Origin of the sequence: Nocardia sp. CC213A (assembly GCF_030766805.1) — a bacterium.
Taxonomy (GTDB): Bacteria; Actinomycetota; Actinomycetes; order Mycobacteriales; family Mycobacteriaceae; genus Nocardia; species Nocardia otitidiscaviarum.
Map to the genome: position 1 here is coordinate 267,413 of NZ_JASFXA010000003.1, position 22,958 is coordinate 290,370.

Below are 22,958 nucleotides of genomic sequence, written 5' to 3' on the forward strand. Positions count from 1 at the left end.
CTACTCGGCCGGTACCGCCACGCCCGGTCGCGGGGCGGGTCGGGCCTCCGTGCGCAGGCGGGGGAGGAGGCGGTCCAGCCAGTCCGGTAGCCACCAGTTCGCCCGGCCGAGCAGCGTCATGGTGGCGGGGACCAGGACGAGGCGGACGACGGTGGCGTCCAGCACGATGGCCGCCGCGAGTCCCAGCCCCATCATCTTGACCAGCGGCGACGGATTGGCGATGAAACTGGCGAACACGGCGGTCATGATGAGCGCGGCCGAGGTGATGACGCGGCCGGTGCCCGCCATGCCCCGGGCCACCGATTCGGTGTTGTCGCGGGTGCGGTCGTACTCCTCGCGGATCCGGGACAGCAGGAACACCTCGTAGTCCATCGACAGGCCGAACAGGATCGCGAAGAACATGGTCGGCATGGGGGAGGCGATCAGGTAGGTGCGGTCCAGGCCGAGCAGGCCCGCGCCCCAACCCCATTGGAAGACCGCCACCACGATGCCGTAGGCGCCGCCGATGGACAGCAGATTCATCACGGCCGCCTTCAGCGGTATCGCCACGGAACGGAAGACGATCAGCAGCAGGAGGAATGACGAGATCAGGATGGCGGCGAGGAAGACCGGCAGGACCTCGTTCAGCCGCGTGGTGAGATCGTCGGTCATCGCGGTCATCCCGGAGACCGCCACATTGTCGGGGGCCAGATCGCGCAGGCGCTCCAGGGTTTTCGAGGTGGCGGGGTCCGCGGGCGCGGTGGTGGGCACGGCGGGCAGGATCACCGTGCCACCGTCGGTCGAGGTGCGTGCGCCACCCACCGAGGCGATGCCCGGATCGGCGGCGACCCGCTCGGCCAGCCCCGCGATATCGGCGGCCCGGTCGCGCTGATCGACCACCAGCAGCAGCGGTCCGTTCACGCCGGGGCCGAAACCCTCGGCCAACAGGTCGTAGGCGCGGCGGTGGCTGGTGGCGGTGACATCGTCACCGGCGTCGGGGAATCCGGTGCGCATGTGCAGGGCCGGGGCGGCCAGGGTGACCAGCACCGCCGTGGCGATGAGGAGATACGGCCAGGGGCGTCCCGCCACCCGATGCGCGACCCGCCACCACGCCGACTGCTCGAGACCGCGGGTCCGGGCGCGTCGCAGTACCCGCCCGGTGTCGATGCGGTCGCCGAGCAGTGTCAGCAGCGCGGGCAGCAGGGTGAGTGCGGTGGTCACCGCGACCAGCACCACCAGCGAGGTGGCGAGTCCGACCGAGATCAGGAAGCCGACGCCGGTCAACACCAGCGCCACCATGGCGAGCATGATGGTGCCGCCGGCGAACAGCACGGCCGACCCCGACGCGCCCATGGCATTCGACAGCGCGTGCGCATCGGGTTGTCCCGCGGCCCGGTTCTCCCGGTACCGCGCCACGATGAACAGCGAGTAGTCGATACCGACGCCCAAACCGATCATCGCGCCGATGGTCGGTGCGGCGGTGGACACGTCCATGGCGGCGGCCAGCACCGCGATACCGCCCAATCCGGCCGCCACCGCCACCAGGGCGAGCACGATCGGCACCAGCGCCGCCACCAGCGTGCCGAAGGCGACGACCAAAACCAGCAGGGCCACCAGCACGCCGACCGCCTCGGCTCCCGAGGTGGGGGTTTCGGCATTGATGAACGCGGCGTCACCGCCCAGTTCCGCGGCGACGCCGGATGCGCGTACCCGCTCCAGGACGGTGTTCAGCGGTGCCAGTGACTCCGGGGCGAGGTCGGTCGCGGGCAGGTCGAAGGTGAGCTGCGCGTATCCGATCCGGCCGTCCGCCGACACCGTGCCCGCCGTGAACGGATCGGCGACGGCCACCACGTGTTCCGCCTCGTCCATGCGATCGACCGCGTCCTGGATGAGCGACCGGTGCTCGGTGAGCCGCTGCCCCTCGGGCACCGCGAACACCGCCAGCGCGCTGCCGCCCGCCGCCTCCGGAAACCGTTCCGCGAGCAGATCCATGGCCTGTTCGCTCTGGCTGCCGGGGGCGACGAAGTCGTCGACGAACGAACCGCCGAGCGTGCCCGCGGCGGTCAGCACGAGGGCGACGGCGGCCAGCCAGGCGGCGACCGCCGCCCACGGTCTCCTGGCGCTGGCGTCACCGATGCGGCGGGTGATTGCGTCCATGGTGGTGTGCTCCTCGGCGATGATGGGGTTGTTATCCCGACTTCCTTGTCGGCCAGCGGGTTTCATCGTCGTGGTCGGCGGCGGTGCGGGTCGCCCGCCGCCCGGATGTTTCCGTTCCGTCCCGAGAGGGGTTGCCGAGGCGGGGAGGATCCCCCGTCCGGCGGAGGCGCGGGTAGCCCGTGGTGGGTTACCGGCTACGGGCGGCTGACCTACCGTTGCGTGATGCCCACCGACAGTTCGCACCGGGACGCACCCGGCCGGTCCCGCCACCCCATCGGACGGCCGGCGTCGTGATGGACGGCGACAGCGCCCCCACCCGCGGCTTTCGCGGACCGTTTCGCCGCTGGCCGCGCACCGCGGACGCGGTACTCGCCGCCGTGCTGTTCGTCCTGGCCGTCCATGTGGCCGACGGGCCGGGCGACACGCTCGTGCTGCGGCCGATGTCGTCGGTGCCGGTCGTCGTCCTGGTTCTGTTCGCGGTGGCGAGCGCGGCACTGTATCTGCGTCGCCGCCACCCGCTGCCGGTGCTCGGGGCGGCCCTGCTCGCCTGGGCGGTGACGGTCGGCAGCGGATATTCGGGCCTGGGCGGCATCGCCATCGTCGCCCTGTATTCCGTCGGCCGCTACGCCCGCGACGGCCGCTGGTCCTACCTCGGTGCGGCGGGTGCGATCGCGCTGGTGATCCTCGACGGTGCCCTCGACGGCTTCGCGTTCGGCGACATCTTCGCCGGTGTCGTGGTGATGGAACTGGCCTGGTACATCGGTCGCCGGATCCGGTTGCGCGGTGAGCGCGCCGAACAGGCGCGCCGGGAGCGGGCCGCGGCGCATCTGCGCGTGCTCACCGAGGAGCGCACCCGCATCGCCCGGGAACTGCACGACGTGGTCGCCCACCGGGTCAGCATGATGACGGTGCAGGCGGGCGCGGCCAAGGCGGTGGCGGCCGTCGACCCCGAGGCCGCCCGCCAGGCCATGGCCGCGGTGGAGGAGGCGGGCCGCGAAGCCCTGGACGAACTGCGGCATCTGCTGGGTGTGCTGCGGCCCGACGTGGACAACGACGAGCTCGGGCCGCAGCCCGGTCTGACCGATCTGCCGCGCCTGATCGACCAGGTCCGCCGGGCGGGCCTGGACGTCACGGCGGATATCGACGAGTTCCGGACTCCGCTGGCCGCACGTGTGGAACTGTCGGCCTTCCGCATCGTTCAGGAGGCGCTCACCAATGTGCTCAAGCACAGCGGCCCCGGCACCCACGCCGACATCCGCCTGTGTGCCGCGAACTCCGGTGCCGAGATCACGCTGGAAGTGCTCGACGACGGCCGCGGTGCCGCCGCCCGTACCGACGCGGGCGTCCCGGGGCACGGCATCGTCGGGATGCGCGAGCGCGCACTACTGTTGGGAGGCAGTCTCGACGCGAAGCCCCGCCCCGGCGGCGGTTTCCGGGTGGCCGCCCGGCTTCCCACCGGGGCCGACACCCACCGCTCGGCAACTTCGAAGGACCCCGCATGACCATCCGCGTCCTCGTCGTCGACGATCAGGCCCTGGTGCGCAGCGGCTTCACCATGGTGCTGCGCATGCACGACGACATCGAGGTGGTGGGTGAGGCGGGCACCGGCCTGGCGGCCATCGAGGCCGCGCACCGGCACCGCCCCGATATCGTCCTCATGGATATCCGCATGCCGGAGATGGACGGCCTGGAGGCCACCGCCCGCCTGCTGGCCGAGGCCGACTGGGAGGTCCGCGTCCTCATCCTCACCACCTTCGACCCGGACGACTACGTCTACCGCGCCCTCCGCGCCGGCGCCAGCGCCTTCGTCCTCAAGGACATGCCCGCCGACCAGCTCGCCGCCGCCGTCCGCACCGTAGCCGACGGCGGCGCCCTCCTCGCCCCCTCCATCACCCGCCGCCTGATCGGCCGCTTCGCCCGCCGCCTCACCACCGACACCACCATCACCGCCCGCCTGGCCCGCCTCACCGACCGCGAACGCGACGTCATGACCGCCATAGCCCGAGGCGCCAGCAACCCCGAAATCGCGACCCAGCTCTTCATCGGCCCCGCCACCGTCAAATCCCACGTCTCGAGCATCCTCACCAAACTGGGCCTACGCGACCGCACTCAAATAGTCGTCTTCGCCTACGAAAGCGGCCTGGTGGAAGCCGGCGACCACCCCATCGGCCACTGAAACGCCCGAAGCCCCACCCGCCGAAGCGGATGGGGCTCCCGAGATCGGTTGCGCTACAACGATTTACACGTCGTAGTACAGCTCGAACTCGTACGGGTGCGGGCGCAGGTTGACCGGGGCGATCTCGTTCTCGCGCTTGAGGGTGATCCAGGTTTCGATCAGGTCCTCGGTGAAGACGCCACCCTCGGTGAGGTAGTCGTGGTCGGCTTCGAGGCGGTCGATGACCGAGGCCAGGCTGGTGGGAGCCTGGGGGATGTTCTTGGCCTCCTCCGGCGGGAGCTCGTAGAGGTCCTTGTCGACCGGGGCCATCGGCTCGATCTTCTTCTTGATGCCGTCCAGGCCGGCCATCAGCATGGCGGAGAAGGCCAGGTACGGGTTGCCCGAGGAGTCGGGGGCGCGGAACTCGATGCGCTTGGCCTTCGGGTTGTTGCCCGTGACCGGGATGCGGACCGCGGCGGAGCGGTTGCGCTGCGAGTACACCAGGTTGATGGGGGCCTCGTAGCCCGGCACCAGACGGTGGTAGGAGTTGATGGTCGGGTTGGTGAACGCCAGCAGCGACGGGGCGTGGTGCAGGATGCCGCCGATGTACCAGCGCGCCAGATCCGACAGGCCACCGTAACCGGCCTCGTCGTGGAACAGCGGCTTGCCGTCCTTCCACAGCGACTGGTGCACGTGCATGCCCGAGCCGTTGTCGCCGAAGAGGGGCTTCGGCATGAAGGTGACGGTCTTGTTCTCCTGCCACGCGGTGTTCTTGATGATGTACTTGAACAGCATCAGGTCATCGGCCGCGCCGAGCAGGGTGTTGAAGCGGTAGTTGATCTCCGCCTGGCCCGCGGTGCCGACCTCGTGATGGCCGCGCTCCAGCTCGAAGCCCGCCTGCTGCAGGGCGGTCGACATCTTGTCGCGCAGGTCGACGTAGTGGTCGTACGGCGCGACCGGGAAGTAGCCGCCCTTGTTGCGAACCTTGTAACCGCGGTTCAGGCTGCCGTCCGGGTTGAACTCCGCGCCGGTGTTCCAGGAACCGGAGATCGACTCGATCTCGTAGAAGGCGCCGTTCATGGCCGAGTCGTAGCGGATCGAGTCGAAGATGTAGAACTCCGCCTCGGGACCGAAGTACGCGGTGTCGGCGATACCGGTCGACCGCAGGTACTCCTCCGCCTTGCGCGCGATATTGCGCGGGTCGCGGGAGTAGGCCTCACGGGTGAACGGGTCGTGCACGAAGAAGTTCAGGTTCAGCGTCTTCGCGGCACGGAACGGGTCGATCCGAGCGGTGCTGAAGTCGGGGAGCAGGAGCATGTCCGACTCGTCGATCGACTGGAAGCCGCGGACGGACGAGCCGTCGAACGCGAGGCCTTCTTCGGCCAGGTCGGCCGTGAACGCCTTCGCAGGGATCGAGAAGTGCTGCTGCACACCCGGGAGGTCGGTGAACCGGATGTCGACGTACTCGACCTCCTCCTCCTTGATGTACTTGATGACCTCGTCGGCCGTGCTGAACGCCACTTAGTACTCCTTACGGATCGGTTCCCAGCCAATTCACGATTGCATGGGTTCGTCGCGACCAGACGGTATGGATGCGGTGTTTCCCCACAATCAAGGCTGTGTTTCGCCAGTGTTACACGTACAGCTGGCCGGGGGTTCGTCGGTGTCCCGGCGTTCGGCAAACGGCCGCGCAGGGCGCTGAGCTGCGCTCGACCAGCACCGACATCCTGCCATCGAACAGCGGCAATCGCCGCGCATGACGCCGAAAAGATAGGGGGATTACCACGTCGACCCGGGCACGCGTGAGAATCCTCACCGCCGGACCGGTCGGTTCAGCACTTTTCCGGTTACCTCGCGGTCACGCTCGCGCCACATGCCGGGCGAATCCCCGCCGCCGAGGCCCTTAAGCTGGGTGCATGGCACGTATCACCGGCTCCTGGCTGTCCGGACCGAACGCCGAATCCGGCGGCTCCGCCCCCGGCGACTACCCGGGCAAGGATCTGGGACTGCCGCAGGAAGGGGTCGGCTCACTGGTCACCATGCTCCGGCGCATCACGGCCCTGCTGGTGGACTGGTTCATGGCGCTCGGCCTGGCCGCGGTCATCTTCCGCCCGAATCCGGACCAGCTCATCGCCGAGATGGACATCCCGGCCGGGCAGCAGCCGCCGCCGGACCTGGTCGTCATCATCAGCTCCCTGTCCACCCCGACGCTGCTGGTGTGGTTCGTCATCGGCGTCGCCACGGTGACCCTCTTCGGTTACACCCCCGGCCAGTTCTTCCTGAAGGAGCGGGTGCTGCGCATCGACGCCGACGTCCCCGTCGGCTTCGTCCGCGCCCTGGTCCGCCAGATCCTGCTCGTCTTCGTGGTCCCCGCCCTCTTCACCGACGGTGACGGGCGCGGCATGCACGACCGCGCCACCGGCACCGCCCTCGTCCGCGCCCGCTGATCCCGCCTCACCCGAGCGCGGTGCGCAGGAAGTTCCGAATGAGTTCGGCGATTTCCGGGCCGTGCGTTTCCAGGGCGAAGTGGCCCGCGTCCAGCAGATGCAGTTCCGCGTCGGGCAGATCGCGCAGGTAGGCGCGGGCGCCGTCGGCCCCGAAGATCTCGTCGTGCTCGCCCCAGGCGATGAGCGTGGGCGGCCGATGCTCGGCGAAGTACTTCTGGAAGGCCGGGTAGCCGTCGAGGTTGAACTGGTAGTCCCAGAACAGCTGGAGCTGGATCTCCTTGTTGCCCGGGCGATCCAGATACGCCTGATCCAGGGTCCAGGTGTCGGGGCTCACCCGGGCCTTGCGGTCCTCGGGAACGCCGTGCAGGTACTGCCATTTCGTGGCATCGAGTTCGAGCAGCTCGCGCACGGCGGGCTCGTGGGCGGCGCGATCGCGCGCATGGGCGAAGAGCACATCCCAGAAGGGCGTGAAGCCTTCCAGGTACGCGTTGCCGCTCTGACTGATGAGGGCGGTGACGCGGTCGGGCTGCCGGGAGGCGATGCGCAGGCCGATGGGCGCGCCGTAGTCCTGGATGTAGAGGGCGAATCGATCGATGCCGAGGGCGTCCAGCAGTTCCTGGGTGATCTCGGTGAGTTTGTCGAAGCTGTAGGGGAATTCGTCCACCGACGGCATGGCCGACTGTCCGAAGCCGATGTGGTCCGGGGCGATCAGGTGGTAGCTGTCGCCCAGATCGTGCAGCAGATTACGGAACATGGCCGAGGAACTCGGGAAGCCGTGCAGCAGGACGAGTGTGGGGTTCGCGGGGTCTCCGGCCTCGCGGTAGAAGACGGGCAGTCCCTGGATCTCCACGGTGTGGTGGCGCACGTCGTTCATGATGATGTCCTGTCTCTCGGGGGATGTCGATCGGGATATAACCGTCTATCGCCATATAGAAGGTTAGACACGGTGGATTCATTCCCCTGGCGGCCAATGTCTTTCGGAAGTCTTCCGGGCTCACCGGCCTACCTCGCGTCATAGCCCGGACGCATTGATTGCGAAACGGGGTTATGTACCTTTAAGGGCGGCGGGAACCGTGCGGAAGGATGCAGCCTCTTGTTCGCTTGGTGGGGAAATATGGTCTGCCGCTTGCGGTTCGCGGTGATCGGTCTCGCGGTCGCGGCACTGCTGGCCTTGGGTGGCTACGGGCTCAGCCTGAACGACCACCTGAGCTCGGGGGGCATGTTCGATCCCTCGTCGGAATCCGCGGAGGCGGGGCGGCTGGCCGACGCCGCCTTCGGACGCAACCATGATGTGGACGTCGTCGTGCTGTTCACCGCGCCGCCGGGTAGGACGGTCGACGACCCGGACTTCAGCCGGACGGTCGTCGATCACCTCGACAGCCTGCCGCGCGAGCATCCCGAGCAGATATCCCGCGTCGTCGGCACCTACTGGCGCACCGAGACCGGTGCGGTCAGCGCCGCCACGGCCACCAAGGACAAGCGCCGCGCCGTCGCCGCCATCGCCCTGCGCGGCGAGAACGACACCGATATCCAGCGCAACTACCGAGCGGTCAAGGATGTCTTCGAGATTCCCGGCGTCGAGGTGCGGGTCGGCGGACTGCAACCCGTGGCGGGCGCGCTCAACGACACCGTCGCCGACGATCTGCACCGCATGGAACTGCTGGCGGTGCCGTTCGTGGGGCTGCTGCTGTTCTTCATCTTCGGCGGCGTCGTCGCCGCGGCGCTGCCGCTGCTCACCGGCCTGCTCACCATTTTCGGCGCGTTCGGCATCGTGCGGTTCGTCGCCAACTTCACCGAGGTGAACACCTTTGTCTCCCCGGTGGTCTCCATGATCGGGCTCGGGCTCGCCATCGACTACGGCCTGTTCATCGTGAGCCGATTCCGGGAGGAGTTGGCCGCGGGTAACGACACCCGCACGGCGGTGCGGCGTTCAGTGCTGACCGCCGGACGCACGGTCGTCTTCTCGGCCACCATGATCGTGGCGAGTCTCGGTGGGCTGCTGCTGTTTCCGCAGGCGTTCCTGAAATCCATCGCCTACGGTGCGATCGCGACGGTGACCCTGGCGGCCGTCACCGCCATCACCATCCTCCCGGCCGTGCTCGCCGTACTCGGGCCGCGCGTGGATCTGTTGGGGCTGAAGCGATTCCGCCGCACCAAATCGTCCGAGGAACTCGACAACGGGCTGCTCGCGCGCACCACCGCCTGGGTGATGCGCCATCCCGGCAAGGTCGCCGTCCCGATTCTGCTGGTGCTGATCCTGCTCATCGTGCCCATGCACAATCTCGTCTTCGGCGGCTTCAGCGAGAAGTACCTGCCCCCGGACAATCCGACCCGCATGGCGCAGGAGGAGATCGACCACTACTTCCCGCTGCGCAAATCCGATCCCATCGAGTTGGTCTTCATCGCCGACAACTCCCAGGCGGTGGGACCGGTGTGGAATCAGGCCAATCAGGCACCGGGACTGGTGGGGCAGTTCGACATTCCCGCGCGCTCACCCGCGCAGCCCGATATCTACCGGGCCAAGGCCGCGGTGGTGGATATCAACGACGCCGGGGCCACCATCGAATATCTCCGGTCACTGGACCTGCCCGATGGGATGACGGTCCTGGTCGGCGGGGTGCCCGCTTTGCAGAAGGACACCATCGACGCCCTGCTGGTCCGGATTCCGTGGATGATCGGCCTCGTCCTGCTGGTGACCACGCTGCTGCTGTTCCTGACCTTCGGCTCGCTGGTGCTGCCGATCAAGGCCGCGCTCATGAGCGGCCTCGGCCTCGGCTCCACCCTGGGCATTCTGACGTGGATATTCATCGACGGTCACGGGGCCGGGTTGCTGAACTTCACCCCGCAGCCCGGTCAGGCGAACATGCTGGTGCTGATCATCGCCATCATCTACGGCCTGTCCATCGACTACGAGGTCTTCTTGCTGTCGCGCATGGTCGAGGCGCGCGGCGCGGGCGCGACCACCGAGGAGGCGATCCGGATCGGCACCGTGCAATCCGGGCGCATCATCACCGCGGCGGCGCTGATCCTGCTGGTGGTGACGGGTGCGTTCGCCTTCTCCGACCTGGTGCTCATGCAGTACATCGCCTACGGCATGATCGCGGCGCTGTTCATCGACGCCACCGTGCTGCGCATGCTGCTGGTCCCCGCCGTCATGTGTTTGCTGGGTGATCGCTGCTGGTGGGCTCCGGTCTGGATGAAGCGGATTCAGCAGCGCTTCGGTCTGAGCGAGGTGGTTATCGACGACGACCAGGCTCGGCGTGGCTCCCGCGTCGGCTTGGTCAAGTCCAGCACAATGTAAAAGGTGCGTACCTCGGACATGTTCATCCCAACGTAGCTGGCTATTCACCGGCTCTCATATTCGGCCGGTACTGTGCGGACGTCCAGTCGTGACGACTTCGGAGGTTGCATGAGCGAGGGCTACCGGGCCGCGGCGCGTGGACTCAGCCGCCGGTCGCTGTTCGCCTCCACCGGTCTGCTCGGCTTGGCCGCCCTCGGCGCGAACGCCCTGAACGGCCCACCCGGTGTCCGGCACGTCCTGCTGCGCAACGTCTACGAGGAGATCACGCCCGTCGTATCGGGGCCGGTGATCCGGCGCGAGCGCGTCTACTCGGCGGCACGCGGGCGCGAGGTGGACGTGGTCACCATCCTGCCGCCCGGCGTGCGGGTACGCGACCTGCCCATCTCGATTCTGCTGCACGGCCTGAAGGGCAATGCGCACACCGCCGCCGGGGTCGGCGGGATCGGCCACGCATTGGCCGCCGCCGTCACGACGCGGCAGGTGCCGCCCTTCGGATTCCTCGCCGTCGACGGCGGGGACAACTACTGGCACGAGAATCATCCCGGCGACGACCCGATGTCCATGCTGCTCGACGAGGTGCCGCACTGGCTCGCCGCCCGCGGCCACGACGAAACGCCCTTCGCCTGCACCGGTGTGTCCATGGGCGGCTTCGGCGCCATGCTCTACGCCCGCCGTCGCACCGAACGCGGCGATCCGGCGCGGGCGGTGGCCACCATCTCGCCGGGATTGCTGACCTCCTGGGCGGATATGAGCAGGCGCAATGCCTTCGCCAGTGAAAGCCAGTGGGCCGCACTGGATCCGCTGCGCAATATCGGTAAACTCGGACCCGCTCCGATGGCGCTCTGGTGTGGGGACCGCGACAAGTTCGTGCACGGCTGCCGTGAGTTCATCGCCCGTGCGCCGCTGGAGATCGCGTCCATCACACCGGGTGCGCATACCGACGCGTACTGGCGCACGGTGATGCCGGATGTGGTGGCCTTCCTGGGCAGGCATATCGGCTGAACCCTCGTGCTGCCAAGGGATGCCGGGGTGTGCCAGGTGGGTGGAACGTCGGGGGCGCGCCCGTGCGGTGCGAGGTGTCGTGTGGACCTGCCGGTATCGCAGCAGGGTCGCAGCGACGACCGGCGTGATCACCGATCGGGCCGCGAATCCGGCGTGATCATCGCTCCGGCAGCGAGTCCCGTTCCGGCCGCGAGCCCGGGGTGATCAGCCCTGTCTCGTAGGCGAGCACGACCAGCTGGGCTCGGTCGCGGGCGTCGAGTTTGGTCAGCAGTCGCCCCACATGGGTCCGCGCGGTGGCGGGACTCATGTGCAGCGTCGCCGCGATCTCGGAATTCGACCGTCCCGCACCGACTTCGGCCAGCACCTCGCGTTCCCGGGCGGTGAGCCGGTCCAGGAGTTCGGCGGCGCGCGGGTGCGGTCCGGCCGCGGCCGCCAGCATGACGCGGCGGGTGACGGCGGGGGAGAGCAGGGCGTCGCCGCGTGCCACGATCCGCACCGCCTCCCGCAGCCCGTCCGGGTCGGTGTCCTTGAGCAGGAATCCGGCGGCCCCGGCGCGCATGGCCTCCAGCAGATTGTCGTCGGTGTCGAAGGTGGTGAGCACCACCACCCGGACGTCGCGCAGTTCCGGTTGCGCGACAATGTGTTTCGTCGCCGCCAGGCCGTCGCCGCCCGGCATGCGGATATCCATGAGCACCACGTCGGGCCGAGTGGCGGTGACCAGTTCCACCCCGGTCGCGCCGGTGGCTGCCTCGCCCACCACCTCGATATCGTCGGCGCGCTCCAGCAGCGCCCGCAGCCCCTCCCGCACCAGATGCTGGTCGTCCACCAGCGCCACCCGGATCATGCCGCGCCCCGCACCGGTATGCGCGCCTCCACCATGAACCCTCCCTGCCGTCGATTCTCCGCGCGCAGATCGCCGCCGAGCAGTGCCACGCGTTCGCGCATGCCGATGATTCCCCACCCGGCCGTGTCGCCTCGGGATCCGCGGCCGTCGTCGGCGATGCGCACCACCAATTCGGCGGCTTCGCGGCGTAATTCGATGTCGACGGTGCGGGCGTCCGCGTGGCGCAGCACATTGCTCAGCGATTCCTGGATCACGCGGTAGGCGGTGGTCTCGACAATGGCGGGTAGCGGGGCGGTACCGCCCGAGCGGGTGCAGGTCACCGTCGGACCGGAATCCCTTGTGACCGTGATCAGTTCGTCGAGCCGGTCGAGGCCCGGGGTCGGCGGTTCGGCGGCATCCGGGGCGCGCAGGGCGTCGACGGTGGCGCGTAACTCCCGGCTCGCCTCCCGGCAGGCGGTGCGGGCTGCGGTCAGGGAGTGCTCCGCGGTGTTCGGATCGTCCCGCAGCGATTCGCGGGCCACATCGGTGTGCAGGGCGATCACCGACACCGTGTGCGCGAGCAGATCGTGCAGGTCGCGGGCGATGCGCACCCGCTGCCGCTCGACCCGGCGCGCGGCCTCGCGCTCGCGCTCCACCGCCGCCGTCCGCTCCCGCCGCTGAAGTTCGGCACGCCAGCCGCGTCGGGAGCGAATGCTGTCGCCGAGCGCGATCACCGCCGCCATCAATCCGGCCGAGGACGGAAGTTCCAGTCCGAGAACGAAACCCAGATTGTCGCCTTGGGCCACCCGCACGGCGGTGGAGATCGCCAGCAGGGCCAGCGCGGTGCCCGCCGCCCACCACAGCCGCCCGCGCTCCGCCGCCGAGAACAGGGCCGCCGCCACCGGCAGCGCCAACCCGATCGGCGGATAGTCGAGCATGTAGTAGACCAGCAGCGCCGCACCCGACACCAGCAGCGTGCCGACCGGCCAGCGGCGGCGCACCAGCATCAACGCGCCGAACAGCGCCCCGAAGGCATAGGCGGACGGCGCGACCCCGGCGGCCGACCCGCCGACATTGGCGGTGATCGCCGTGCCGACCACCACCAGGGTCAGCATGCCGAGAGCGAGGTCGACCAGCCGCGCACGGTGCTCGGCGCGGTTCGTCTCGGCGTGGGTTCCGGCGTCGGCGGGCAGCTGCCGCCGCCTCGGTTCAGTCTGCCCGGCGTGGGATTCCGGTTCCGCGCCGGAAAGACGCATGCCGGTTCGCGACTCGTTCGGATGCATCTCACCAGCCCCGCTTCCCACGTGTGTCACGGCCGTCTTCGCCTATCGAGTGCGATCGGTGATCCTCGCCAGCAACCATGCCACCGCACCGGTGGCCGCACCGAGCAGCACGCCGGTGAGCACGCTGCTGCTCATGGCGAAGGCACGCATCACCAGTTCCTCGGTGCCCGGCGAGAACCTGCCTTCGAGATTGCCACCCAGCCGCGGCGGATCATCCGCGAAGGCGGCGTTCCAGAGCAGCTGGTGCGTGAGCGCCAGCAGCAGGCCGTAACAGGCGCCGACCGCGAGCAGCGCCGGGATGGGATTCGGCACCCGCCGCCACAGCACATAGCCGATCCACACCGCGATCGGCACGAAGACCAGCACCGCGTTGACCACCGCGGGCACCGCCCCCAGATCGTGCGCGATCACCCGGGGCACGCCCAGCGCCGCCAGCACGATCACCGCGAGCGGGGCGAGGCCGAGGGAATCGCGAATACGTGCGGCCGTGCTCATGCGATCTCGGGCTGGGACGTGTGCGCGCCGTCCACTCATGCCGCCACCTCCTGAGCCGTGCGGACCTCGCTACCGGTCGCCTGCCGGTACAGCCGCAGAAAACCGATGAACGCCAGCACCGCGGTCACCCCGCTCATGGCCAGCCGCACCCAGTGCCCGTTCTCGAACTCCGTCGCGGTCCGCCGCAGCACCTCCGTCGAATGCACGGCCGCGCCCTCGTCGAACATGATCTCGTTGCGCGGCCAGAAGTAGAGCGCCGAGAACAGGAACTCACCCAGCACCAGCGAGCCCAGACTGCCCAGCAACCACCAGCGTGCCCCCGGAACCCGCCAGGCCAGCGCGGTGGTCGCCACCGCGGCCAGCACCGTGAGCGCCCCCATCGGCGGGAAGAAGTCCGCGGGTCCGGTCACCTCGAAGAAGTCCGACGCCTCGGCCAGCGATGCGGGCACATCGTGGAAGACATTCGGGTAGATGATGATCGTCTCCACCGCGATCCCCCCGAACGCCACCATCGCGATCCACACGTACGCCGTCGGAACGGCCAATCCGATCCACTGTTTTCGCATGTGGGCGACGGTAGGGAAGTCCAGGGGCCATCACATCGGCCCACACGCCCCATCGGAGTACGTCATTCGACGTACACGGCCGGTCGGCTACCGCTGGCTCAGGACAACCGTGCCCCGCCGTGGGATGCGGCGGGGCACGGGAAGCAGATGCGGGCGGGAGTCAGCGGCGGCGGATGGTGCGCTGCATACCCTTCATCTTCGCGCCGGTGGGCATGGGGCCCTTGGGCAGCGCCGGGCCGCCTCGGGTGGCGAGCGCGGACAGGCGGCCCTCGATGAGTTCCATGCGCTTGGCGTCGATATTGCGGGGGAGTTTGGTGAGGAAACGCTGCAGGTCCTTCAGCGCGACCTGGCCCTCGTCATTGCCGATGACGATGTCGTAGATGGGGGTGTCGCCGACCAGGCGGGCGACCTTCTTCTTCTCCTGGGCGAGCAGCGACTTCACCCGGCCCGGTGAGCCCTCCGCCACCAGGATCACCCCGGGCAGACCGATGACGCGGTGCACGGCGTCGAGCTGAGTGGTGGCGGCGACACCGGGAGTGACACGCCATTTGCCCTGCAGGTTGTCCAGCACCCACGCGGCCGCGCCCGCCTGCCCCTCCGCCTTGGCGTAGACGTTCTTCTGCACGCGACGGCCGAAGATGATGAACGCCGCCAGCGCGCCGAGCAGCACGCCGATCGGCAGCAGGAACCACTGCAGATCGAAGATCAGCCCGATGATCAGGAACAGCGCCGTCACGCCGACCAGCGCGCCGATCATCAGCGGCAGCAGCAGCTTGTCTTCCTTGCGCTGCATCTGGAACGCCTGCCAGAGCTGCTGACGACGCTCCTTCGACGCCTGCTTGCGCGCCGCCTTCGCCGCGGCCTTCGCTTCCTTCGACGGCTTGCCGCCCTTACCTGCTGCCATGGCACCCAGGATAATGGCCGCGCACCCGCCGATCCCCGCCGGGATCGCGAGGTTTCGCGCGGCGTCACCGCCGCGCCCCACTGTCGCTCGGAAACAGCGGGCACGGCGGGGCTCGGTCGTTCGATCCACCGGCCCGATCGCCGTGGCGTGTGGCGGCCGTGTCACCGGTCGCCGTGTCATGCGGTCACCGTGTGGTCCGACCGCATCGGTCCGTCGTGTCGAGCCCGCTGGTGCGCGGGTACCCGCAGGCCGACGGGGTGGGATCCGTCGCTCGCGCCTACGGTGGTCGGGTGACATGGGGTGTGCTGGTTGGCCGGGTGCGAGCGCTGCCGTCGGCGGTGCGGTATCTGGTGATCGGCGGGGCGACGTCGCTGCTGTCGATCTTCGTTCTGGTCGCGCTGCTCGCGGCGGCCGCGCTGTGTCTGGTAGGCGTGGGAATTCCCTTGCTGCCCGACGCGGTCCGGATGATCCGGCCGCTGCTCGGATTCGAGCGCACCCGGGCGGGGGAGCGGTTGGGGGAGCCGATCCCCGAGGCGTACCGGCCCTTCGCCGCGCCGCTGCGGCAGCGGGTGGCCACGGTATTGACCGATCCCGCGAACCGGCGCGATATCGGCTGGCTGTGCGTGCACGCCGCCACCGGCTCAACGCTCGCGGCACTCGCCGTCGCACTGCCGTTGAGCGCGGTCAACCAGCTGTTGATACCGCTGTACTGGCAGGCCCTGCCGCCCGGGTCGATCGCGACCTTCGGCCTACCCGTCACCTCGTGGCCGACCGCGCTGGTCAATCTCGCCTTCGCGATTCCCATCGGCGCGCTGACCTTGCTGATCCCCGCCATGGCCCGCTGGCAGGCCCGCGTCGCCCGCTGGTTCCTCGCCCCCGCCCCCGATATCGCCCTCGCGGGCCGGGTCGCCGAGCTGACCGCCACCCGCGCCGCCGCCCTCGACGCCCACGGCGCGGAACTGCGCCGCATCGAACGCGATCTGCACGACGGCGCGCAGGCCCGCATCGCCGCGGTGATCATGCAGCTGGGGTTGGCCGAGCAACTGCACGACCGCGACCCCGACCGAGCCCGGGAACTCATGCGGAAGGCTCAGGACACCGCGACCGACGCGCTCGCCGAACTCCGTGACGTACTGCGCAGCGTCTATCCGCCGGTGCTGGCGGATCGCGGTCTGGCCAGCGCCGTCTCCGCCCTCGCCGCCCGCAGTCCGATTCCGTGCGCGCTGGAGGTCGCCACCACCGGCCGCTGGCCCGCCGCCGTCGAGGCGGCGGCCTATTTCGTTGTGGCGGAAGCCATGACCAATGCGACCAAACATTCCGGCGCGCGGTCGGTCACGGTCTCGGTCGCCGGTGATGCCGACCTGCTCACGGTGCTGGTGCGCGACGACGGCATCGGCGCGGCCCGGGAGATCGATGGTGGTGGCTTGGCGGGCATCCGCCGTCGCGCCGAAGCACTCGACGGCAGCATGACCCTGACCAGCCCCGCGGGTGGGCCGACGGTGCTGCGGGTGGATCTGCCGTCGCGGCTGTGACCCGGGGCTCGGCGCGGTCCCGGGCCGTGGTCACGCCCCAGTAGGGTGTGCGTCGTGGAGTCGCTGTGCGCGTCATGATCGCCGAGGACGATGCCCTGCTGCGGGAGGGGCTCGTCCTGCTGCTGAACACCGCCGGGATCGAGGTGATCACGGCCGTCGACAATGCCGGCGATCTCCTGACCGCGCTCGCGGGGGAGCGGCCCGACGCCGTGGTGGTGGATGTGCGGCTGCCGCCGACCTTCACCGACGACGGCCTGCGAGCGGCGGTGCGCGCCCGCGAGATTCACCCCGGGCTGCCGGTGCTGGTGCTCTCGGCGTACGTGGAGGACAGCTACGCCGCCGAACTGCTCGGTGACGGCGCCGGTGGCGTCGGCTACCTGCTGAAGGAACGCGTCGGCAAGGTCGATCGCTTCCTGGACTCCCTGCGCCGGGTAGCCGACGGCGGCACCGCCATGGATCCCGAGGTGATCTCCCAACTGCTGGTGCGCCGCCAGGCCGATGACCCGCTGGCGGCGCTCACCCCGCGCGAGCGCGAGGTGCTGGCGCTCATGGCGGAGGGCCACGACAACGCCACCATCGCCGAGCGCCTCGTGGTCAGTGAAGGCGCTGTGCTGAAACACATTCGGAGCATCTTCGCCAAGCTCGGGCTGGGGGCCGACGAGTCGGGGCACCGGCGGGTGCTGGCGGTGCTCGCCTACCTCAACGCGTGAGGCCCGAAACCCGGGCGGGTTTCGGGCCTGCACGTCAGTCGGCGGCGCAGGTGATATCCGACTCCGGCAGGGTGCCGTCCCGGAAGTACGCGTTCACCGCGTCGTAGACGCACGTGTTCGGATAGCGGCCGAAGATCCAGTGAATCGGCACATCCCGCAGCGTCACCAGTCGTGACGCCGACAGCGCGCGGTGCATGCCCTCCGCATTGGCGTAGGTCGTGCGGGTGTCGCCGGTCGACTGCACGATCAGGGCCGGTACCGAATTGTCCACCACCGTGCGGGGTTCCGCGGGCGCGGCCCAGAAGGCGCAGGGCGTGATGTTGTCGGTGAACGACCCGAACACGGGTGCCGTGGTCCGCGACCGCTCGAGGTTGTTCCAGTACCAGAGCGGATCGCGCGGTGCGTCCACGTCGCCGCACATGATCGCCATCTGCGCCGAACTGTCCTCGGGCTCGGCGGCGAGCACGAAGGCGAGCCCCTGGTCCAGCTCCGGCGTGATCGCCACCGGCAGGCCCCGCGCCGCGTCCCGTAGCAGCGCCACCTGCTCGGCGACCATTCCGTACTGCCGTGGATCGTCGAGCCCGGTGAACAGCATCAGCGGCAATTCGTGCGCGCTCACCGCGAACTCGCCGATCCGGATCGGCTGTTCCCCCGAACGCCGCAGCAGTTCCAGCACGGTCGCCCGCACCTGTTCACGGGTGGCTCCGAGACCGTAGTCGCGCTCGTGTCCGGCGGTCCAGTCCGCCCACAGGTCCAGCGCCGCCTCATTGGCCGGACCCATATCCCGCACCATGTCCACCGGCCCGTAGCGTTCCGGGTCGACCGCGCTGTCCAGCACCATCCGATCCACCCGGTCCGGGAACAGCTCGGCGTACACCGCGCCCAGATAGGTGCCGTACGAGGTGCCGAAGTAGCTGATCCGCTCGGCGTCGAGCACCGCGCGGATCACATCCATATCCCGCGCGGTATTGCGGGTGGTGATGTGCCGCAGCCGTTCTCCCTCCGCGGTGGCGCAGCGCGCGGCCAGCTCGGCCTGTGACGCCACGGACGCCGCGAAGCTCGCCGCGTCCGGGCCCGCCGCCTGCAGCCCGATGCCGCGCGGCCAGTCGCACCGGACCGGCGCGGAGCGTCCGACTCCGCGCGGATCCATGCCGATCAGGTCGTAGCTCGCCTTCACCTCGGGCGTCATGGCCGCCCCGACATCCACCATGAAGTCCAGCCCGCTGCCGCCCGGACCGCCGGGATTCGACAGCATGACACCGCGTTTGCGCTCCGGATCGGCGGCGATGCGCGAGATGGCGACGGTCGTCGTCGGCCCGTCCGGCCGGCCGTAGTCGAGCGGAACGGTGACGTCGGCGCACTGCGCCTCGGCCGCGTCGAGACGTTCCTGATCGCAGGGCCGCCAGTCCACCCGCTGGTGGTGGAAGCGGTCCAGCTCGGGCGCGGCGGCGGTGTCCGCGGTGGCACAGCCGATTCCGAAGGGAAGTACCAGGCACAGCGCCGCGAACCATTTACCGAAGCTCATGCGGCACACACCAATCGCATGGGCTGATTGTGCGCCGCCGGATCGGTCGTGCCCGATTGCTCGACCGGCGTGTCGAGCTCCACCGTGCCCGCGAGCGCCACCCGTCTGGTGCGACACCGAAATGCCCTACTGCGCACTATGATTCCTCCTGCTCGGAAGCGGACCGATGCGCCCGCTCACCCTTCCGAGGTTAGGAATCCACACCGGTCACGTCAGTGCGGCGCACGCCCGAATGCGAACTCCGGTACGCACCCGCCCGGTGGTAGCGCCAGCACTACCACCGCGCCGCACTCGACCGTGCCGCCCGCCGTATCCGTCCGCGCCCGGCAGAAGGGCGCGCAACAGCTGGATCCGCGCCAGCGCCGCAACCTCGCCAACGATCCGCGCCACCTGCTCGCCGTCGACGGCCCCGCCAATCAGCGCAAGAGCGACAGCGACGCCGCCTCCTGGCTGCCGCCCAACAAGTCCTACCGCTGTGTCTACGTCGCCAAGCAGATCGACGTCTGAGCGGCCTACGCACTCTGGGTGGCCCGGGCCGAGAAGGACGCCATGACACGCGTTCTCGACGCCTGCTGACCGGTCAGGCGGATGATGCGGCCTTCTCGCGGATGCCGTCCGCGAGCTGCGCGGGTACCGGCTCGTGCCGCACGTAGCGGCGGGTGAAGTCGGCCGCGCCGCGGGCCAGTGAGCGCAGATCGATGGCGTAGCGGCTCAATTCGAGTTCGGGGACCTCGGCCCTGATCGCGGTGCGGCCGCCGCGCCCGATCGGTTCGGTGCCGAGCACCCGCCCCCGCCGGCTCGACAGGTCACCGAGCACCGGCCCCACGTAGTCGTCCGAAACCACCACCAGCACTTCGGCTATGGGCTCGAGCAGGTTGATGCGGGCCGCGGCGGCGGCCTCGCGCAGGGCGAGCGCGCCCGCGGTCTGGAAGGCCGCGTCGGAGGAGTCGACGGAGTGGGCCTTGCCGTCGTACAGCGTCACTCGCACGTCGACCAGCGGGTATCCGGCCACCACACCGCGCGCGGCCTGCGCCCGCACACCCTTCTCCACCGAGGGAATGAACTGGCGCGGCACGACGCCGCCCACCACCTTGTCCACGAACTCGATACCGGAGCCCTCCGGCAGCGGCTGCACCTCGATCTCGCAGATGGCGTACTGACCATGGCCGCCCGACTGTTTCACATGCCGCCCGCGGCCGGTGGCGGCGCCGGCGAACGTCTCCCGCAGCGCCACCTTGTGCTCGACCACATCGACCTGCACGCCGAACCGGGTGCGCAGCCGCTCGAGCGCCACCTCGCGGTGCGCCTCACCCAGACACCACAGCACCAGCTGCCGGGTATCGGGATTCTGTTCCAGCCGCACCGTCGGATCCTCGGCCACCAGACGGCTCAGGCCCTGGGAGAGTTTGTCCTCGTCGGCCTTGGAATGCGCCGCGATGGCCACCGGCAGCAGCGGATCGGGCAGGGCCCAGGGCTCGATGAGCAGCGGAGCGTCCTTGGCCGAGAGGGTGTCGCCGGTTTCCGCGCGCGACAGTTTGGTGACACAGGCGATATCGCCCGCGATGGCCTGACCGAGCGGCCGCTGCTGCTTGCCGAACGGCGCGGAGACGGCCCCCACCCGCTCATCGGCGTCGTGATTGGTGGTCTCGGACGGCCCGTGCCCGCACACGTGCACGGTGTCGTCGGTGCGCAGCGTGCCGGAGAACACCCGCACCAGCGACATCCGGCCGACATATGGATCGGAGGAGGTGCGGATCACCTCGGCGGCCAACGGCCCCTTCGGATCACAGACGAGCGGTTCGGGCGTGCCTCCGGTGGTGCCGGTCGCGGAGACGGGATGTTCGGCGGGCGTGGGGAATCCGCGCGTGATGAGCTCCAGGATCTCCATGGTGCCCAGCCCCTGCCGCGCCCCCTCCGGTGGCGGCGCGGCGATCAGCACGGGATGGAAACTGCCTCGGGCGACGGCCTTTTCGAGATCGGCCTCCAGGGTGGCGAGGTCGATGTCCTCGCCGCCGATGTAGCGGTCCATGAGGGTCTCGTCCTCGCTCTCGGCGATGATGCCCTCGATGAGCCGGTTGCGCGCCTCCTCGAGCTGCGCCACCTGCTCCGGGGTGGCCGGGGTTTCGGTGTGCGCACCGGCGGAGTAGTCGTAGACGTGCTGGGAGAGCAGGTCGATCAGCCCCAGCACCGGCCGGTGGCCGTCGGCGGCCTTCTCCCCGTAGACCGGGAGATGCAGCGGCAGGATGGATTCCGCGGCTCCGCCGCCCAGGATGTCGCGACAGGTCTCGGTCATCTCGTCGAAGTCCGCGCGCGCGGTGTCGAGGTGGGTGAGCACGATGGCGCGCGGCATGCCGACTCTGGCACATTCCTCCCACAGTGCCAATGTCGGCCCGCTCACCCCCTCCACCCCGGCGGCGGCCGAGAGCACGAAAAGGGCCGCGTCCGCAGCGCGCAGACCGGCCCGCAATTCCCCGACGAAGTCCGCGTAGCCGGGGGTGTCCAATAGGTTGATCTTGTACTGCTCCCACCCCATCGGGACCACCGACAGCTGTACCGACCGGTGTTGTCGCTGTTCGATGTCGTCGTAGTCGGACACCGCGGTCCCGTCCTCGACCCGACCACATCGGGGCACCGCCCCCGTGGCCACCGCCAGCGCCTCCACCAGCGTGGTCTTCCCGGACCCGCTGTGCCCGACCAGCACCACATTGCGTATGTCCTCCGGCCGGTCGGCCGTCACTGCCCTACCGTTCGCGCCTGCCGACGCACTCGTCTTCTCGACCATCTGGCTCGCTCCCCTGGTCGCCACGTGCGGTACTTCGAGCTTCCCACCAGCGAGCGGATCGCGTCTGCGAATCGGCCGATACGCCATCTTGCGTTGGATACGACGATGGCCCGGACACTGTCCGGGCCATCGTCGTATGTCTGCTGTGGCGGGAGTCTGTTGTGGCGCGGCTCAGGAATGTGTCGCGGCTCAGGAACCGAAGCGGGCCAGCACCGAGGTGGCCTCCTGCGATGCGGTGCCCTCCTCGGCGAGATGCGCCATCTCCGGTGCGATCTCACGGCCGTGATGCTTCATCGCCTGGGCGTAGAGCCGCCCCGCACGATAGGAGGAGCGGACCAGCGGACCCGCCATGACACCGGCGAAGCCGATCTCCTCGGCCGTGCGGGAGTGCTCGACGAACTCCTCCGGCTTGACCCAGCGATCCACCGGGTGGTGGCGCGGCGACGGGCGCAGGTACTGGGTGATGGTGAGGATGTCACAGCCCGCCTCGTGCAGGTCGCGCATGGCCTGCGTGACCTCCTCCGGGTTCTCGCCCATGCCCAGGATGAGGTTGGACTTGGTGACCAGCCCGGCCTCGCGGGCGGCGGTGATCACGGCCAGGGAGCGCTCGTAGCGGAAGGCGGGGCGGATGCGCTTGAACACGCGCGGCACCGTCTCCACATTGTGGGCGAGCACCTCGGGACGGCTGGAGAACACCTCGGCCAGCTGGTCCGGGTCGGCGTTGAAGTCGGGGATGAGCAGCTCCACGCCGGTGTGCGGGTTGAGCCGCTTGATGGCGCGCACGGTCTCGGCGTACAGCCACGCGCCGCCGTCGTCCAGGTCGTCGCGGGCCACACCGGTGACGGTCGAGTAGCGCAGCCCCATGGCCTGCACGCTCTCGGCCACGCGGCGCGGTTCGTCGCGGTCCAGCGCCTTGGGTTTGCCGGTGTCGATCTGGCAGAAGTCGCAGCGGCGGGTGCACTGGTCACCGCCGATCAGGAAGGTGGCCTCGCGGTCTTCCCAGCACTCGAAGATGTTGGGACAGCCCGCTTCCTCGCAGACCGTGTGCAGCCCTTCGCGTTTCACCAGGCCCTTGAGTTCGGAGTACTCCGGACCCATGGTGGCGCGGGTGCGAATCCACTTGGGCTTGCGCTCGATCGGCGTCTCGGCGTTGCGCGCCTCGATGCGAAGGAGCTTGCGGCCCGCGGGTGCGGTGGCGCGCTCGGACGCGGCGGATGCCGTGGAGCCCGCCGCAGGGTCGGCCGCGGTCGGGTCGTTCGATGTCGGGGTGTCGACGGAGGTCACTTCTTCGACTCTA

The 22,958-nt window shown here is 69.5% G+C and carries 18 protein-coding genes and 1 pseudogene; 8 read left to right on the forward strand and 11 right to left on the reverse strand.

Annotated features, from left to right (window positions below):
- Positions 1–2,136, reverse strand: a complete 2,136-nt coding sequence (locus QJS31_RS07130; RefSeq protein WP_306356247.1) for an MMPL family transporter — start codon at positions 2,134–2,136, stop codon at positions 1–3.
- Between the two features lie 293 nt (positions 2,137–2,429).
- On the opposite strand from QJS31_RS07130, the gene QJS31_RS07135 reads away from it, so the two are divergent.
- Positions 2,430–3,638, forward strand: a complete 1,209-nt coding sequence (locus QJS31_RS07135) for a sensor histidine kinase (protein WP_306356248.1) — start codon at positions 2,430–2,432, stop codon at positions 3,636–3,638.
- Positions 3,635–4,312: a response regulator transcription factor gene (locus QJS31_RS07140; protein WP_282782155.1), complete on the forward strand. Its 678-nt coding sequence runs from the start codon at positions 3,635–3,637 to the stop codon at positions 4,310–4,312. Before QJS31_RS07135 ends, QJS31_RS07140 begins: the two co-directional genes overlap by 4 nt.
- 63 nt (positions 4,313–4,375) lie before the next feature.
- Here the strand turns inward: QJS31_RS07140 and glnA are convergent, their stop codons facing one another.
- Complete coding sequence (glnA, locus tag QJS31_RS07145) at positions 4,376–5,812, reverse strand: type I glutamate--ammonia ligase (RefSeq protein ID WP_282782153.1); 1,437 nt, start codon at positions 5,810–5,812, stop codon at positions 4,376–4,378.
- A 395-nt stretch (positions 5,813–6,207) separates the two neighbouring features.
- Between glnA and QJS31_RS07150 the strand changes: the two genes are divergently transcribed.
- Positions 6,208–6,738 (forward strand): RDD family protein, encoded by a 531-nt coding sequence (locus tag QJS31_RS07150; RefSeq protein WP_306356249.1) that lies wholly within the window; start codon positions 6,208–6,210, stop codon positions 6,736–6,738.
- A gap of 7 nt (positions 6,739–6,745) precedes the next feature.
- Here the strand turns inward: QJS31_RS07150 and QJS31_RS07155 are convergent, their stop codons facing one another.
- Entirely contained in the window at positions 6,746–7,612 is an 867-nt protein-coding gene (locus QJS31_RS07155) for an alpha/beta fold hydrolase (protein WP_306356250.1), read from the reverse strand.
- 219 nt (positions 7,613–7,831) lie between these two features.
- Between QJS31_RS07155 and QJS31_RS07160 the strand changes: the two genes are divergently transcribed.
- Together QJS31_RS07160 and QJS31_RS07165 are read left to right on the forward strand one after the other, a co-directional pair.
- Complete coding sequence (locus QJS31_RS07160) at positions 7,832–10,039, forward strand: MMPL family transporter (protein WP_306356251.1); 2,208 nt, start codon at positions 7,832–7,834, stop codon at positions 10,037–10,039.
- Positions 10,040–10,147: 108 nt separating this feature from the next.
- Positions 10,148–11,041 carry an alpha/beta hydrolase family protein gene (locus tag QJS31_RS07165; protein WP_282782145.1) on the forward strand — a complete coding sequence of 298 codons (894 nt, stop codon included), beginning with the start codon at positions 10,148–10,150 and terminating at the stop codon, positions 11,039–11,041.
- Positions 11,042–11,198: 157 nt separating this feature from the next.
- Here QJS31_RS07165 and QJS31_RS07170 read toward each other — a convergent pair whose 3' ends face one another.
- The 5 genes from QJS31_RS07170 to QJS31_RS07190 all read right to left on the reverse strand — a co-directional run bounded on the left by QJS31_RS07170 (position 11,199) and on the right by QJS31_RS07190 (position 15,112).
- Positions 11,199–11,885: a response regulator transcription factor gene (locus tag QJS31_RS07170; RefSeq protein WP_282782143.1), complete on the reverse strand. Its 687-nt coding sequence runs from the start codon at positions 11,883–11,885 to the stop codon at positions 11,199–11,201.
- The gene (locus tag QJS31_RS07175; RefSeq protein ID WP_282782141.1) at positions 11,882–13,120 is read right to left on the reverse strand and encodes a sensor histidine kinase; all 1,239 of its coding nucleotides are present in this window, start codon (positions 13,118–13,120) and stop codon (positions 11,882–11,884) included. Before QJS31_RS07175 ends, QJS31_RS07170 begins: the two co-directional genes overlap by 4 nt.
- Before the next feature lie 69 nt (positions 13,121–13,189).
- Positions 13,190–13,681, reverse strand: a complete 492-nt coding sequence (locus tag QJS31_RS07180; protein ID WP_306356252.1) for a hypothetical protein — start codon at positions 13,679–13,681, stop codon at positions 13,190–13,192.
- Entirely contained in the window at positions 13,678–14,208 is a 531-nt protein-coding gene (locus QJS31_RS07185) for an anthrone oxygenase family protein (RefSeq protein ID WP_282782138.1), read from the reverse strand. The genes QJS31_RS07180 and QJS31_RS07185 overlap by 4 nt, the downstream gene beginning before the upstream one ends.
- 160 nt (positions 14,209–14,368) lie before the next feature.
- A complete protein-coding gene (locus tag QJS31_RS07190; RefSeq protein WP_029932553.1) occupies positions 14,369–15,112 on the reverse strand; it encodes a DUF4191 domain-containing protein in 744 nt (247 codons plus the stop codon).
- Between the two features lie 290 nt (positions 15,113–15,402).
- On the opposite strand from QJS31_RS07190, the gene QJS31_RS07195 reads away from it, so the two are divergent.
- Both QJS31_RS07195 and QJS31_RS07200 read left to right on the forward strand, forming a co-directional pair.
- The gene (locus QJS31_RS07195; RefSeq protein WP_282783314.1) at positions 15,403–16,644 is read left to right on the forward strand and encodes a sensor histidine kinase; all 1,242 of its coding nucleotides are present in this window, start codon (positions 15,403–15,405) and stop codon (positions 16,642–16,644) included.
- A 65-nt stretch (positions 16,645–16,709) separates the two neighbouring features.
- The gene (locus QJS31_RS07200; RefSeq protein WP_282783312.1) at positions 16,710–17,354 is read left to right on the forward strand and encodes a response regulator transcription factor; all 645 of its coding nucleotides are present in this window, start codon (positions 16,710–16,712) and stop codon (positions 17,352–17,354) included.
- Positions 17,355–17,388: 34 nt separating this feature from the next.
- On the opposite strand, the gene QJS31_RS07205 is transcribed toward QJS31_RS07200, so the two are convergent.
- Complete coding sequence (locus tag QJS31_RS07205) at positions 17,389–18,879, reverse strand: alpha/beta hydrolase (RefSeq protein WP_282783310.1); 1,491 nt, start codon at positions 18,877–18,879, stop codon at positions 17,389–17,391.
- 321 nt (positions 18,880–19,200) lie between these two features.
- Between QJS31_RS07205 and QJS31_RS07210 the strand changes: the two are divergent.
- A pseudogene (locus QJS31_RS07210) lies at positions 19,201–19,455 on the forward strand (DUF1524 domain-containing protein); the annotation flags it as partial.
- 4 nt (positions 19,456–19,459) lie between these two features.
- Here the strand turns inward: QJS31_RS07210 and QJS31_RS07215 are convergent.
- Together QJS31_RS07215 and lipA are read right to left on the reverse strand one after the other, a co-directional pair.
- Entirely contained in the window at positions 19,460–21,661 is a 2,202-nt protein-coding gene (locus QJS31_RS07215; RefSeq protein WP_282783308.1) for an elongation factor G-like protein EF-G2, read from the reverse strand.
- Positions 21,662–21,850: 189 nt separating this feature from the next.
- A complete protein-coding gene (gene lipA, locus QJS31_RS07220) occupies positions 21,851–22,825 on the reverse strand; it encodes a lipoyl synthase (protein ID WP_282783320.1) in 975 nt (324 codons plus the stop codon).
- Between the last annotated feature and the right edge of the window lie 133 nt (positions 22,826–22,958).